Below are 13,706 nucleotides of genomic sequence, written 5' to 3' on the forward strand. Positions count from 1 at the left end.
GTTATGTTGATTTACCAGTCATTTGAGCTTGTGGCTCAAAAGCAGCCGGAAAAGATTTGTCTTATAAACGGCAACAAGCGCTTTACTTACCGGGAATTTAACCGGCAAATGGAGTATTTGGCCAAACGGCTGGCCGCACAAATTCAGACCGGGGATCGGGTGCTCATCCAGTTATCGGATCCTGTTGCTCAACTGTTGCATTTTTTCGCTGTCGTCAAAGCCGGCGGGGTTGGCGTTTTGATTGATGGCGCGTCTCCGGCGGCTTTGTGTGCGGAGTTGATCAAGCGGTATACGCTGCAGCATCATATTCAGGACGGCTTTCAGCCAGCGGCTGCGGTGGCTCCAGCGCTTCCGCCAATTGACCGGAGCGCTGTTTTTTTAGGCGCGTTGAGTTCAGGAAGCTCGGGAACGCCGAAAATTATCTGGCGGGATCATCAGAGCTGGACCAGCGCTTTTGCCGCCCAAAGCAGGGTATTTGGAATAGACGGGGCGGATATTCTTTATCTGGCCGGGAATCTTAGCTATACGGCCAATCTCAATGCCTGCCTCCATTTGCTGGCTGAAGGAGGAACGGTTGTCTTTGCCGGCAATCCCCGCACCTGGTTTAGGGAAATGACGGCGCACCACGTTAGCGCCGTGTTTATGGTTCCTGCGCATTACCGGACTTTGCTTCAACTGGTGCCGGAACCGGTTGGTTCGGTAAGATCACTGGTGACGGCGGGAGCAAAAATGGATGACGGCGCTGTCCGGGCTTTAACCGGCTGTTTTCCCGCGGCCCGGATAGTTGAATATTACGGAGCCAGCGAGCTTGGGCATGTAAGCTACGCGGTGGCGGCGGATCTTTTGGCCCGCCCTCAATCTGTGGGCAAAGCATTTCCGGGCGTAACGATTACGATTGAAGATGGGGTCATTTGGGTGGAAAGCCCCTATCTGGCTCCGGCTTACCGCCCCAAAGCGACGGTTAACGATTTAGGGAAAATCGATGAAAATGGATATCTTATCTTGCTCGGCAGGCGGCAGGGGCTAATTAACTTTGGCGGGGTCAAGGTCATTCCCGAACAGGTGGAGGCGGTTTTGCGCCAATGTCCCGGTGTTGCCGATGCTGTTGTCGGCGGGGTCGAAGATCCGGTCAGAGGGCAAAGGGTATGCGCGTGGATCGTCAGGCGGGATCCGGACATCCAGGCCGCTGATATCCGGGCTTTTTGCCGTAGCCGCATCAATCGTCAATGCTGTCCTCAAATCATTGTTTTTGTCGAAACAATTCCAGGTTTGGCGAATGGGAAGGCTGACCGGTTGAAATTAAAGGAGAATTATCAGCGCAGTCCAAAATGACAGCCGCCCTTCTGCCGGGTGTTTGGCCGGCAAGTCTGATTGGCAACAGCCAAACGGAGTGGCGGCCGGTCAGCAAGCGCCGGCTGACAACAACACCGGGATACGGGATGCCGGCGCGCAGGCTTCTTACGGGAGGATTGAATGAACGATATAAAAACACTGCTGCCCCAGCGTGAGCCGTTTTTATTTATTGATGCGCTGCTTGCGGCCAGCTGCAGCCAGATTGTCGGCGTAAAAAAATATGAGCGGGACTTTCTATTTCGCCAGGAGCTTGATGGCAGATTCATCGTTCCGGGGGCAATTCTGGTCGAAGGGCTGATCCAGTGCGGCGGCGCCGGACTGGCCTGGATGGGGCTGACCGGCGATGAACTGTGGGGACTGGCCGTGCTGGAACGGGTGCGGTGGCGGGCAGTCGTTGAGCCGCCGGCGGTTGTGACAATGAAGGTAAGCACGCATAAAATAACAAAAAGAATGCTGCGCCAAACCGGAGCCGGTTTTTGCGGGGATCAACCGTGCCTGTCCGCAACCTGGTGCTGCGTAAAGTTCCGTTAAACAGGCCGTTTACTATTGACAAATGGAAAAGGCCGATTCATAATTAACGTATGAACGTATATTCATACGTTAATTATTATTTAGGCAAAAGAACCAGTGCATACGATCAAGTAGGTTGGAAGTGCTATTTTCCCGGATATGAGGGCCGGCGCAATTGTCTGGAAGGAGGATAACAGGATGAGTGAAAGAACGGGGCGGGCAGTAAGTTTTGCGGAGAAAGAGCAGGCGGCTGACAGGGGCTGCTGCGGGCCTGAACACGGTCATTTCCATGCACATGACCACTGCCATGAAGAAGAATCCCAGGCGTCTGACGAGGGGTGTTGCGGACACGGGCATAGCCATTCGCATGGACATGACCACTCCCGCCAGGAAGAATCGCAGGTGTCTGCTGCGGGGTGCTGCGGGCACGGGCACAGCCATGCGCATGGGCAAGAGGCTGGCATATCCGGCAATCATGCGCCGGGCCATCCCGCCAATTGCGAGTGTGAAATCTGCCACCCCCATGCCGATTATTGTGATATCTGCGGGGAAAGCCTGGGCAACTGTACCTGCCGGATGCCGGATGAAGACTGCGTCAAGAAGGTCTATCTTCTGCAAAATCTGGGCTGTGCCAATTGCGCCGCCAAGATGGAATACAAAATCAGGGAACTGCCTGGCGTAAAATATGCGGTGGTAAGCTTTGTTACCAAACAACTACGGTTATCGGCGGCGGATCATGAAAACATTCTGCCTCAGATCCAGGCGATTTGTTCTGAAATCGAGCCGGATGTTAAGGTATTGGCGCGCAAGGAAAGTGTTTCCGCCGGCTTACAGACCAAAACTTATCTGCTGGAAAATCTGGGCTGCGCCAATTGCGCGGCAAAAATGGAAGAAAGAATCAACGCGCTGGAGGGAGTAGCTCAGGCTACGATAACTTATGCAACGAAGCAACTGCGGGTAATTGCCAAATCACCGGACGAGCTGCTGGCTGCGATGCAGGAAATCTGCACAGCCGTGGAAGCCGGAGTGAGAATTGTGGAGCGCGCCCCTAAAGGCAAGCCGGGGGAAGCCGCTGATGCGGTTTCGGCGCAGGGACAAACACCGGCATTCTCGGAGGAAAAACGAGCTTTACTGGAAATTGGCGCCGGCGCCGGGTTGTTTATTCTGGCGCAGTTCGTAGGGGCTGTGCCTGAGCCGGCGCTTGTACCGTTATTTGTTTTGGCTTATGTGATTTTGGGCGGGCGGATCGTATTAACGGCATTGAAGAACCTGACCCGGGGCCACATTTTTGATGAAAATTTTCTTATGACGATAGCAACTTTAGGTGCATTTGCGATTAAAGAATTTCCCGAAGCGGTTGGCGTTATGCTGTTTTACCGTATTGGTGAATATTTTGAGCATAAGGCTGTGGCCAAGAGCCGCGGGCAGATTATGGACGCGGTCGATATGCGTCCGGAAGTGGTCAACCTGCTTATCGGCGAGGAAGTACGCATTAAACATGCCGAAGAAATTCATGTGGGAGATATCTTGCTGGTAAGGCCAGGGGATCGCATACCGCTGGATGGTGTTGTGATTGAGGGCGAAAGCCGGATTGATACTTCGCCGGTGACGGGCGAACCGGTGCCGGTGCGCGTTACATTCGGCGACAATGTCACTTCCGGCTGCCTGAATACGTCCGGTGCTTTAAAAATCCGGGTGGAAAAAATTCTTGAGGAATCGATGGTCAGCCGCATCCTGGACGCAGTGGAAAACGCCGCCGCCAACAAGCCGCAGATTGAGCGGTTTATTACCCGCTTCGCCCGCGTCTATACGCCGGTTGTCGTGGCCGGCGCCGCCGCCACCGCAATTATTCCGTCCCTGGTCACCGGCAACTGGGATTATTGGATTTATACCGCGTTGACTTTTCTGGTCATCAGTTGCCCGTGCGCACTGGTACTGAGTGTGCCGCTTAGCTTTTTCGCCGGTATTGGCGCCGGCTCGAAGAAAGGGATTTTATTTAAGGGCGGAGCGTCTCTGGAGGCAATGCGGCAGGTTAAGGCCGTGGTGATGGATAAGACAGGAACCATTACCCAGGGGAATTTTATTGTGCAAAGCGTGGTTCCGGCGGCGGATATTGACGCTGATTTACTGTTAGCGCTAGGCGCCAGCAGCGAATTGTCCTCCAACCATCCCATTGCGGTCAGTATCACGGAGGCAGCCAAAGAAAAAGGCCTGGCGCTTGAACGCCCGTCGGCTGTGGAGGAGATCGCCGGGAAAGGCGTTAAAGCAACGGTCGAGGCAGGCGAAGTATTATGCGGCAGCCGCCGGCTGATGGACATGTTTCATGTTTCCCTGGCGGAATATCAGGGCAAGCAGTTCGGCACAGAAGTGTTTGTCGCTGTAAATGGTAAATTTGCCGGCTATATTCTGATCGCCGATACGATTAAAGAGGATGCACCGGCGGCCATTGCCGCCATCAAAAAACTGGGGATTATTACGGCCATGCTGACCGGCGATTCCGAGAGCGAGGCCCAGGCAGTGGCTGCAGCTACCGGTATTGATGATGTGCGGGCGAAACTGCTGCCGCAGGATAAGCTGGCTCAGCTGGAGCAGCTCCGGTCGCAATACGGCGATGTAATGTTTGTCGGCGACGGCATCAATGATGCGCCGGTACTGGCCGGCGCCAATGTCGGGGCGGCGATGGGCAGCGGCGCGGATGCGGCGATTGAGGCGGCCGATGTCGTATTTATGACCTCTCAGGTGCAGGCGATTCCTGAAGCGCTGGAAATTTCCCGCAGCACCAACCGGATTGCCTGGCAGAATGTCACGGTTGCCCTGGCGGTAAAGGGCCTGGTCATGGTTTTGGGCTTGGCCGGTTTTGCGTCCATGTGGATGGCGGTATTTGCCGATACCGGCGTATCCATATTGTGTGTGCTAAATTCCATGCGTTTATTATATGGCGGCAAATAGCCGCAAAAATTGGCCTCGCGGGGTGTCCTACAATGCTTATGTTGTATGACACCCTGATTTTATTAGTTCTCTTTTCTTTTCATAAGCATAAGTATATACAAAATGACAAAACCTGGTTGCCGGTTGAGCAAAATGGAGGTGCGCTGATGCTGTCACCAAGTCTGGAGGATTATCTGGAAGAAATCTACCGTTTGTCTTTGACCACCGAAACGGTCCGGGTTACCGATATCAGCCGCAAGCTGCGCGTTTCGACCCCGTCGGTAACAAAAGCAATGCGGCGTTTGCTGGCCAAGGGGTTTATTACCCATCAGAAATACGGTTTGATTGGGGTAACCGAAAAAGGCCGGATAATGGGCAGTTTTTTGATTGAACGCAATCAGACTTTACAGGAATTTTTAATGCTTATCCGGGTGCATTGCGATATTTCCGCCGAGGCTGAATCGATTGAACATTATCTTTCCAATTCAACGATTGATTCGTTTAAGTCGCTGGGCCTGTTTATGCAAAATAATCCTGATGTATATAAGCGCTATCTGGAATTTATGGAGTCGCCGACCGCTCCTGCTGAAGCTTCACCGGTCGAGGCGGGCATTGTTCCCGATGATACCGGGGATGATTCAGCCTGAGAAAAAATGAGGGACCAATCCCGGAATTGGCCGAAAATATCAAAAAACAGTCTGTATAAACCATTACAAGGCTGAAAAGGGCCCGAACGCAAGGGGATGCAGGAAAATCAGCGCTGTTTATCGCGCGGAATTTTTGCATCCCCTTGCGTTCAGAGGTATAAAGAATACTGACTTTTTAGGCCAAACCCAGCAGGCGGGCTGTTTGGGCGATTACAAAACAAACGGTCAGGCCGGTAACCGCAGGCAGCAGGAAGGTTAAGAACGTCCATTTGGCGCTGCCGGATTCTTTATAAGCGGACAGCAGGGCAGTGGTGCAGGGCCAGTGCAGCAGGCAGAACAGCATGGTGCACAGGGCGGTCAGCCAGGTCCAGCCATGGCTGATGAAAATTGCTCTCAGTTCAGCTAAAGATTCAACTTCAATTATGTACCCGGTCGATAAATAACTCATCAATAAGATGGGCACCACAATCTCGTTGGCGGGCAGGCCCAGGATGAAAGCCAGCAGGATAAAACCGTCCAGGCCGATGGCATAAGCCAAAGGCTGCAGAAATCCGGCCAGGTGGAGGAGAATGCTGGCGTCCCCTATGTATATGTTGGCTAACGCCCAGGTCAGAGCGCCGGCCGGTGCGGCCATGATTACGGCCCGTTTCAGTACGAACAGGGTCCGGTCGATCAGTGACCGGTAAAAAACGGCGCCAAACTGAGGCCGGCGATAAGGCGGCAGTTCCAGAACCATGGAGGAGGCTTGCCCTTTCAGTATGGTGTGCGACAACAGCCAGGATACGGCAAAGGTAATCAGCACACCCAGCAATACCAGGCCGGTAATCATCAGCGCGGTAATTTGCGTCGTATATTCTTCGGCGAAAGTGCCGCCGACAAAAATGGCGGCAATGGCAATGAGTGTGGGGAACCGGCCGTTGCAGGGAACAAAGTTGTTGGTAATGATGGCAATCAAACGTTCCCGCGGCGAGTCAATGATCCGGCAGGAAACGATTCCGGCGGCATTACAGCCAAAACCCATGCACATCGTAAGAATCTGTTTGCCGCAGGCTTTGCATTTTTTAAAGATGCTGTCCAGATTAAAGGCCACCCGCGGCAGATAGCCAAGGTCCTCCAGCAGGGTAAACAAGGGGAAAAATATGGCCATTGGCGGCAGCATGACAGAAACAACCCAGGCCAGGCCGCGATATAAACCCAGTACCAGCACGCCGTGAAGCCATGCCGGGGCGTTTACCGCCTGAAAGCAGCCGGTGAGCACATCCTGCAGGCCAAATAAGACGGTGGCCAGCATTGCTGAAAACACATTGGCTCCTTCAATCGTAATCCAAAATACTGTCCCTAACAGGGCCAGCATAATCGGATAACCGAACAACCGGGAGGTCAGCACATCGTCGATCCGGGTATCCCAGCCTTTGGCGGCAGGCGGTTTAGTTACCGTTTTAGCGGCGATGGCTTCGGCGTTGGCATAGATATCGGTTACGATTTTGTCGCCAAGCTTGTTGTCATTGCGCAGGCGGATGCATTCCGCCTCGAGGCAGACCTCGGCCAAGGTGGTGATTGGCTGTACTTTCATCCGGCGGCCTCCCTGTTCGCGGGCCGGCGATTCAGTTCCAAATGGCAGCTGATGCTGTCAACAAAGCTCTGGTCGCCATCCAACAGCCGGAGCGCTATCCACCGGGCGGGTAATTTGCTGTAGATCAGGCATTCGATTTTTGGCAGCAGCAGCAGCAGCGCTGTTTCAACTTCCGGTGAATAGCTGATTTGCCTGGGCGATGTCTGTCTGGCGCCGCTGGCTACTTCATACAGAGCGGCCAGTAAATCATCCAAGCCTTCTTTGCTGCGGGCCGCCGCAGCTATTACCGGTACGCCCAGCTCCTGCTCCAGGGCGGCGATATCGACCTGAATGTTTTTCTTTTTGGCTTCATCAATTAAGTTTACACACACAACTACGTTTGGCGTGATTTCCATCACCTGCAAAGCTAAATTCAAATTGCGCTCAAGGCAGGTGGCATCCAGGATAACCAGCGTTACATCCGGCTGGCCGAAGCAGATGAAATCCCGGGCTACTTCTTCTTCCACCGTATGAGCCAGAATCGAGTATGTTCCCGGCAGGTCAACCAGCAAAAAGTCCTGATTCCGGTAGGTAAACGTTCCCTGGGCGTTATCGACGGTTTTACCCGGCCAGTTGCCGGTATGCTGGCGCAGGCCGGTAAGCGCGTTGAAAACAGTGCTTTTGCCGACATTCGGATTACCGGCCAAGGCCACAACCAACTGGCCTTCCGCCGGGAGAATTCCGAAATGCTCGCGCAAAACCCGTTGGCGGCTGGCTGGGCAGATGCTCATTGCAATCCCTCCTGTTGGACAAGGTATACCTTAATTTGAGTGGCGTCTTCATGCCGCAAGGCAATCACCGAATCCCGCACCTTAAACGCGATTGGATCGCCCGAAGGGCTGCGGCGGATACATTCTACGGCTGTACCGGGCACCATGCCCATATCCAGAATTCTTCGTCTTAACAGTCCGTGAAGCTCTATGGCTGCAACCCGGCACGACTCGCCTGCGGTTAGGGCTGATAAGGCAATGGGGTGCTTTGCATTCACTTGGCAGAACCTCCTATTGCTATTAGCTCCAGGCAACAATAACGTGAAAAAAAATTGCTGTTGTATAGTAACGGGCTTTGGCCAGGTTAGCTGTAGTTTTAGCGAATGTTACCTGTCTTTTGTATGCTATGATGAGTCCTTGGCGAGTGTTACCGCCGGCGGCAATTTTTGCTGCGCGCAAAAGGCTTTTCCGCCGCATAAGCGGGCGGTTATGTTTCCCCTGCCCGCCCCAATGGCGGCTGCGAAAAAATGTTTGACTATTCAAACTACAAATGCTATGATTAGCTTACTGAATATCCTCATTTAACTGAATACGCGGTATAGGTGCCCTAAGGGGCTTAATAGGGAAGTCCGGTGTAATGCCGGCGCGGTCCCGCCACTGTAATGGAGAGCAAACCCAATAAATGCCACTGAGATGATCATCTTGGGAAGGTTTGGGGAAGCAATGATCCAGAGCCAGGAGAACTGCCTATATGTCAATCACCGTTATACTCACGAGCGATGGGGAAGGGGATTTTGCACAATTGTGTTTATCATCTTCCTGGCTGCCTTTTTATAGCCAGGTTTTTTATTGATATTCAATTTTGGTCAAAAAACCTCCCGTCAGGGAGGTTTTTTTACACTCTAAGCGTATCTTGCGTGGAGAGTTTTCATTGCTCATAAGGTAGAATGTTTTGGTTGCGCCTGGGAACGCAACGCCGTCCTGTATGCTTACAGGACTTCCCTTTTTCAATTCTCAATTTAATATAAAACGGCCGGGAAAGGAGATGCGCAGTCAGCGGCGATAAATGGAATTGTTTCTAAACCGGATAGGCTATTCATTTGGAAAGGACGAGGACAAGCAATGAAAAATTTAATGAGATTTAGTTTAAGTATTGCCTTGCTTTGCGCTGTGGTATTTGGTTTTGGCGCAATCAGCGCAACTGCAGTTGAGGCGGCGTCCAAAAAGGCGATTGTTGTGACCAGTTTCGGGACAACCTTTGACGATCAGCGCAGGGACAGTATTGAAAGCGTGGAAAACAAAATTAAGACCGGCTTTCCCGACTATGAAGTACGCCGGGCATTTACTTCCAAAATTGTGATGAAACGTCTGGCTGAACGCGGTATTTACGTTGACAGCCTTGAGCAGGCGTTGGAAAAGCTCCGGCAGGAAGGCTATAAAGAGGTTGTCGTTCAACCCACCCTGTTCACTCCCGGTGAGGAATATGACAATAAGATCGTTGCGGTGGTGCATCAGTATGCCCATGCGTTTGATAAACTTGTCGTCGGTCGTCCGGCGGTGACTTTTACCGGCGCTCACGGGACGCCCAATGATTATGCGATTGCCGCAAAAGCCTTAAAAACTCAGCTGCCGGTACTGCAGCTGGCTGACCGCGCGGTAGTATTTATGGGGCATGGCTCGCCGAATCATGTAAACCCTGTTTACAGCCGCCTGCAGGAACAGCTTGACGCTGCCGGGGCCAATGCGGTTATCGGGGTTGTTGAGCCTACCGGACCGACCATTGAAGATGTACAAGCCAGTTTGAAAGAGAGAGGCGTCAAAAGAGTAATTTTAATGCCCCTCATGGTGGTGGCCGGCGATCATGCCAATAACGATATGGCCGGGGATGAGGAAGATTCCTGGAAAAATATCCTGCTTGCCGACGGTTATCAAGTGAGCGTTTATGTTCACGGCTTAGGGGAGAATGCGGCCTTTCAGGATATTTACGTTCAGCATGTACGGGATGCTGTGTATGGAAATTACCAAAAGGCTCATCATGGTTCGAAAAAATAATTGATCAGCAGTTAAGCCTGAGGCAGCCCTGAAATTTTTTCAGGACTGCCTAGGGTTTTTTGTCTTTTTATATGGTATACTTAATTTTGGTTTTTTTAACCATTTGGCTAGCAAAACCAAATTCGCGCCAGCGGCTTTGTTATTAGGAGGTATTTATGTCAGGAGTTTTTTATGGTGTTGGTGTAGGTCCGGGCGATCCGGAACTTTTAACAGTCAAAGCAATTAAGGCAATTGAAGCGGCAGATGTGATTATTGCTCCCAAAACCGAAAAGAAAGAGGGGAGTGTGGCTTTAACGATTGCCAGCCCCTATCTGAAACCGGATGTGGAAATTCTGACACAGGTTTTCCCGATGGTCTCCGACACCGAAATTTTAACCGAAGCCTGGGCAAGCAACAAACAGACGATTTTAACGCTGTTGGCCGCGGGGAAAAAAGTGGTTTTTTTAACTTTAGGCGATCCGATGTTTTATAGTACCTATATCTATGTGTTCCGCCTGCTGGGAGACTCCGGCTATCCGATTGAAACCATACCGGGTATCACCGCTTTTTGCGCAATTGGCAGCAAGCTGGGCTATCCGCTGGTAGAGGGAAACAACATTCTAAGCATTATTCCGGCGACAATAGAACAGGATAAGCTGGATAAAGCTTTGGCGCTGTCTGATAATGTTGTATTAATGAAGGTTTATAAAAACTATCAGGATGTGGTGGCAAAGCTTAAGCGTCACCAACTGGCCGACAACGCGGTGATGATCAGCCGGTGCGGTTTGCCGGGCGAAGAAGTGGTGCATGAACTGCACACGGCCGGCGATAAAAAAATAAATTATCTCTCCACTATTCTAGCCCGGCGGATCTAGCCAGGCCTAATGCAGTGAATACTGACGGTCTATTTTCCGCAAGCCTTCGTTGTCGTCGGTCGGCATACTCCCGGTATGCCTCCCTCCTCCGCCTTGTCTTGCGAAAAATAGCCTCGCCATTATTCTACCGTTTTAAGGCTGACAAGGTACTAATACCGTGCGGCGGGAATGACGGAAAATCGAGGTGGCTGAAGTGCTGGTTACGAAATTTACCAAACTGCTGGTGGTCGGCTTGGCGCTGGCGGCGGTATTGACGGGATGCGGACGCAGTCCGGCGCCGGAAACGGGCGGCAATAGGACAGCCTCCCCGCCTTTTCTTTCGCTGACGGATGATGTCGGGCGGGCAGTGGCGTTACCGCGGCAACCGGAAAAAATCATTGTGTTGTCGGCGTCATTTTTAGATTTACTGTCTGCGGTTGACGGCAAGGTTATTGGCCGGCCCAGCTCCAAGACCGGTGAAATCCCGGCTGCTGCCCAGAGCGCTGAGGAAATCGGTTATGTTTATAATATTAATATTGAAAAAGTAGTCGCTTTGCAGCCTGACCTGGTCATTGCTTATCAGGGTATTCATGAGAAACTGCTGCCAATTCTGGAAAGTAATCAGATCCCGGTTATGATGGTAAGAATGCGTACGTATCAAGATGTTGTCGATAAATTAAAATTATTCGGCAGGATTGCCGGAAGCGGCGGCAAGGGGGAGGCGCTTGCCGGCCAGCTTGAGGAGCAGCGGGCGGCGTTGCTGGACAAAGTGCCGGAAAGAGCGGTTAAAGTGGCTATTTTACATGCTACCGCCAAAAACGTAACAGTTGAACTGGAAAACAGTATTGCCGGCAGCATTGCGCAGCAACTGCGTTTGCGCAATGTAGCAACCGGCAGCCGTCCGTTGGAAAGTGATCCCGACGCTACTCCTTACAGTTTGGAAAAGCTGGTTGAAGCGGATCCTGATATGATTTTTGTGGTTACCATGGGCCAGGCTGAGGATATTGAAAAACGGATGAAAGCTGATGTGGAAAGTAACCCGGCCTGGTCTGCCTTAGCCGCCGTGCAAAATAAACAGGTGTTTTTTCTGCCGCAGGAGTTGTTTTTGCTTAACCCGGGGCTAAAGTATCCTCAGGCTGTGGAATATATGGCCAGACTTGCTTATCCTGAGGCTTTTGCCGATGGACAGTAAACAGGACAGCGCCGTCCGGCGCTTGCTGGGGATTTCTATAAACAGGACAGCCTGGCGGCTGTTGGTTTTGACCGTGTTTGCGCTGATGGCCGTTGGCGGCATTGTGATAAGCCTGGCCAAAGGGGCCCTGGCGATTGCGCCTGAACAGGTCTGGCGTATTATGTGGTCAACGGCTGGTGACGCTCAAAGCCAGGTGATCTGGAATATTCGTTTGCCGCGGACGCTGGTCGGGGCCCTGGTCGGACTTAATTTAGCCCTGGCGGGCGCTGTTTTACAGGCAGTGATGCGCAATCCGCTGGCTGATCCGCACATTATCGGTATATCATCCGGCGCCGGTCTGACGGGCGTGGCGGTGATGATACTGTTTCCGGCAATGGAATATTTGATTACGCCCATTGCTTTTGCCGGCGCGATGGCTGCGGCTGCCGCTATTTATCTTCTGGCCTGGAAAGGCGGCATCAGGCCGATCCGGATTATTTTGGCGGGAGTCGCCGTTTCGGCGTTTCTGGGGTCGGGAATATCCGCCTTGATGATTTTTTACAGTGACCGGGTTCATGGGGCACTGATGTGGATGGTTGGCGGCTTATCGGCGCGCAGCTGGCCGCATCTTGATCTTATTTGGCCTTACTCGCTGCTGGGGGGAACGCTGGCCTGGGCGGGAGCCGCCCGCCTGAATATCCTGCAGCTGGGCGACGACATGGCCAGGGGACTGGGACTGAATGTAGAGCTGAACCGGCTGGCGCTTACGGCGGTAGCGGCTTTACTGGCGGCCAGCGCAGTCAGTGTAGCCGGCCTGTTGGGTTTTGTCGGCCTTGTAGTGCCGCATGCCGCGCGCCTGCTCATCGGCTCGGATTACCGGTACCTGCTGCCTGCGGCGGCTTTGCTGGGGATCGGGGTGGTTACATTTAGTGATATGCTGGCCCGGACGGTGCTGGCGCCGGTGGAACTGCCGGTAGGAATTATCATGGCTTTTGTCGGGGCGCCGTTTTTCCTCTATTTATTAAGGAGGGAAATGTAATGAGTATTCTTAACGCCAGCAATTTAGCGGTAAGTATTGGCGGCAAGGCAATTCTGAAAAATATCAGCCTGGCTGTTCCAACCGGGCGGATTACCGCCATACTGGGTCCAAACGGTTCGGGGAAAAGCACTTTGCTTAAAGCGTTGTCCCGGGTTTTGCCGCCGCAGGCAGGTACGGTTTTACTGGGCGGGCGCAATTTGAACAGTCTGGGCAGCCGTGAACTGGCTCGCCGCATGGCGGTATTGCCGCAGGCGCCCCAGTCGCCGCCGGATTTAACGGTACGCGATCTGGTTGAGCATGGCCGTTTTCCGCACCGCAGCTGGTGGAAAACGGCCGCCGCCGATCAGGCGATTGTTAACTGGGCGCTGGAACAGACCGGGGTACGGATTATGGCTGACCGGCTGGTAAGCACCTTGTCCGGCGGCGAGCGTCAACGGACCTGGATTGCCATGGCTCTGGCCCAGCAGCCTGAGGTTTTGCTGCTGGACGAACCTACGACGTATCTTGATATCTGCCACCAGCTCGAAATCATGCAGCTGGCTGCCAGGCTTAATGTCGATAACGGCATTACCGTGGTAATGGTGCTGCATGATATTAATCAGGCGGCCCAATATGCCGATCATATCGCAGTGCTTAAAGACGGAACTGTTTTTGCCGCCGGACCGCCGGAGGAAGTGGTAAATTCAGCTATGCTGCGCGAGGTATTCAGAGTTGAAGCCGACGTACTGCCGGCGGCCGGCGGCCGGCCGGTATTTGTTGTTACCGGGCTGGCGGCCGCCAGGAAGGATTAAATCGTACAGTGCAGCCTGGCCGCCGGGATTGCTGCTGTTACGAAAGTAAAGGCTGATGAA

Annotated in this window: 12 protein-coding genes and 1 riboswitch; of the genes, 9 read left to right on the top strand and 3 right to left on the bottom strand. The window is 52.9% G+C overall.

Going from position 1 to position 13,706, the window contains the following annotated elements; translation table 11 throughout:
• Positions 1-3: 3 nt before the first annotated feature.
• From BLR06_RS07765 to BLR06_RS07780, 4 genes are all read left to right on the top strand, one after another.
• On the top strand, positions 4-1,332 hold the full coding sequence (locus tag BLR06_RS07765) for a class I adenylate-forming enzyme family protein (protein WP_092070877.1): 1,329 nt from the start codon (positions 4-6) through the stop codon (positions 1,330-1,332).
• Between the two features lie 141 nt (positions 1,333-1,473).
• Positions 1,474-1,884, top strand: coding sequence for a 3-hydroxyacyl-ACP dehydratase FabZ family protein (locus tag BLR06_RS07770; RefSeq protein WP_092070880.1), 411 nt, complete (start codon positions 1,474-1,476; stop codon positions 1,882-1,884).
• Positions 1,885-2,061: 177 nt separating this feature from the next.
• Positions 2,062-4,812: a heavy metal translocating P-type ATPase gene (locus BLR06_RS07775; protein WP_092070883.1), complete on the top strand. Its 2,751-nt coding sequence runs from the start codon at positions 2,062-2,064 to the stop codon at positions 4,810-4,812.
• A 146-nt stretch (positions 4,813-4,958) separates the two neighbouring features.
• A complete protein-coding gene (locus BLR06_RS07780) occupies positions 4,959-5,438 on the top strand; it encodes a metal-dependent transcriptional regulator (protein ID WP_092071172.1) in 480 nt (159 codons plus the stop codon).
• A 175-nt stretch (positions 5,439-5,613) separates the two neighbouring features.
• Here BLR06_RS07780 and BLR06_RS07785 read toward each other — a convergent pair whose 3' ends face one another.
• The 3 genes from BLR06_RS07785 to BLR06_RS07795 are packed head-to-tail and all read right to left on the bottom strand — an operon-like array spanning position 5,614 to position 8,038.
• On the bottom strand, positions 5,614-7,011 hold the full coding sequence (locus BLR06_RS07785) for a nucleoside recognition domain-containing protein (protein ID WP_092070886.1): 1,398 nt from the start codon (positions 7,009-7,011) through the stop codon (positions 5,614-5,616).
• Positions 7,008-7,781 (bottom strand): FeoB small GTPase domain-containing protein, encoded by a 774-nt coding sequence (locus tag BLR06_RS07790; RefSeq protein WP_092070889.1) that lies wholly within the window; start codon positions 7,779-7,781, stop codon positions 7,008-7,010. Before BLR06_RS07790 ends, BLR06_RS07785 begins: the two co-directional genes overlap by 4 nt.
• Positions 7,778-8,038: a FeoA family protein gene (locus BLR06_RS07795; RefSeq protein ID WP_092070892.1), complete on the bottom strand. Its 261-nt coding sequence runs from the start codon at positions 8,036-8,038 to the stop codon at positions 7,778-7,780. Before BLR06_RS07795 ends, BLR06_RS07790 begins: the two co-directional genes overlap by 4 nt.
• Before the next feature lie 305 nt (positions 8,039-8,343).
• Positions 8,344-8,525, top strand: a riboswitch (cobalamin riboswitch).
• Between the two features lie 357 nt (positions 8,526-8,882).
• Between BLR06_RS07795 and BLR06_RS07805 the strand changes: the two genes are divergently transcribed.
• From BLR06_RS07805 to BLR06_RS07825, 5 genes are all read left to right on the top strand, one after another.
• Positions 8,883-9,812: a sirohydrochlorin cobaltochelatase gene (locus BLR06_RS07805; protein ID WP_092070898.1), complete on the top strand. Its 930-nt coding sequence runs from the start codon at positions 8,883-8,885 to the stop codon at positions 9,810-9,812.
• Between the two features lie 155 nt (positions 9,813-9,967).
• Complete coding sequence (cobI, locus tag BLR06_RS07810) at positions 9,968-10,666, top strand: precorrin-2 C(20)-methyltransferase (protein ID WP_092070901.1); 699 nt, start codon at positions 9,968-9,970, stop codon at positions 10,664-10,666.
• Positions 10,667-10,859: 193 nt separating this feature from the next.
• Positions 10,860-11,837 carry an ABC transporter substrate-binding protein gene (locus BLR06_RS07815; protein ID WP_245698066.1) on the top strand — a complete coding sequence of 326 codons (978 nt, stop codon included), beginning with the start codon at positions 10,860-10,862 and terminating at the stop codon, positions 11,835-11,837.
• Between the two features lie 85 nt (positions 11,838-11,922).
• Positions 11,923-12,855, top strand: a complete 933-nt coding sequence (locus BLR06_RS07820; RefSeq protein ID WP_422699878.1) for a FecCD family ABC transporter permease — start codon at positions 11,923-11,925, stop codon at positions 12,853-12,855.
• Positions 12,855-13,646, top strand: coding sequence for an ABC transporter ATP-binding protein (locus BLR06_RS07825; protein WP_092070907.1), 792 nt, complete (start codon positions 12,855-12,857; stop codon positions 13,644-13,646). The genes BLR06_RS07820 and BLR06_RS07825 overlap by 1 nt, the downstream gene beginning before the upstream one ends.
• Positions 13,647-13,706 lie beyond the last annotated feature (60 nt).

The sequence above is a fragment of the Dendrosporobacter quercicolus genome, assembly GCF_900104455.1.
Taxonomy (GTDB): domain Bacteria; phylum Bacillota; class Negativicutes; order DSM-1736; family Dendrosporobacteraceae; genus Dendrosporobacter; species Dendrosporobacter quercicolus.

What these genes read in the sequence shown, in the direction of transcription:
- BLR06_RS07765 (WP_092070877.1), top strand. Translation starts at nt 4, where the DNA reads ATGTTGATTTACCAGTCATTTGAGCTTGTGGCTCAAAAGCAGCCGGAA.
- BLR06_RS07770 (WP_092070880.1), top strand. Translation starts at nt 1,474, where the DNA reads ATGAACGATATAAAAACACTGCTGCCCCAGCGTGAGCCGTTTTTATTT.
- BLR06_RS07775 (WP_092070883.1), top strand. Translation starts at nt 2,062, where the DNA reads ATGAGTGAAAGAACGGGGCGGGCAGTAAGTTTTGCGGAGAAAGAGCAG.
- BLR06_RS07780 (WP_092071172.1), top strand. Translation starts at nt 4,959, where the DNA reads ATGCTGTCACCAAGTCTGGAGGATTATCTGGAAGAAATCTACCGTTTG.
- BLR06_RS07785 (WP_092070886.1), bottom strand. Translation starts at nt 7,011, where the DNA reads ATGAAAGTACAGCCAATCACCACCTTGGCCGAGGTCTGCCTCGAGGCG.
- BLR06_RS07790 (WP_092070889.1), bottom strand. Translation starts at nt 7,781, where the DNA reads ATGAGCATCTGCCCAGCCAGCCGCCAACGGGTTTTGCGCGAGCATTTC.
- BLR06_RS07805 (WP_092070898.1), top strand. Translation starts at nt 8,883, where the DNA reads ATGAAAAATTTAATGAGATTTAGTTTAAGTATTGCCTTGCTTTGCGCT.
- cobI (WP_092070901.1), top strand. Translation starts at nt 9,968, where the DNA reads ATGTCAGGAGTTTTTTATGGTGTTGGTGTAGGTCCGGGCGATCCGGAA.
- BLR06_RS07820 (WP_422699878.1), top strand. Translation starts at nt 11,923, where the DNA reads ATGGCCGTTGGCGGCATTGTGATAAGCCTGGCCAAAGGGGCCCTGGCG.
- BLR06_RS07825 (WP_092070907.1), top strand. Translation starts at nt 12,855, where the DNA reads ATGAGTATTCTTAACGCCAGCAATTTAGCGGTAAGTATTGGCGGCAAG.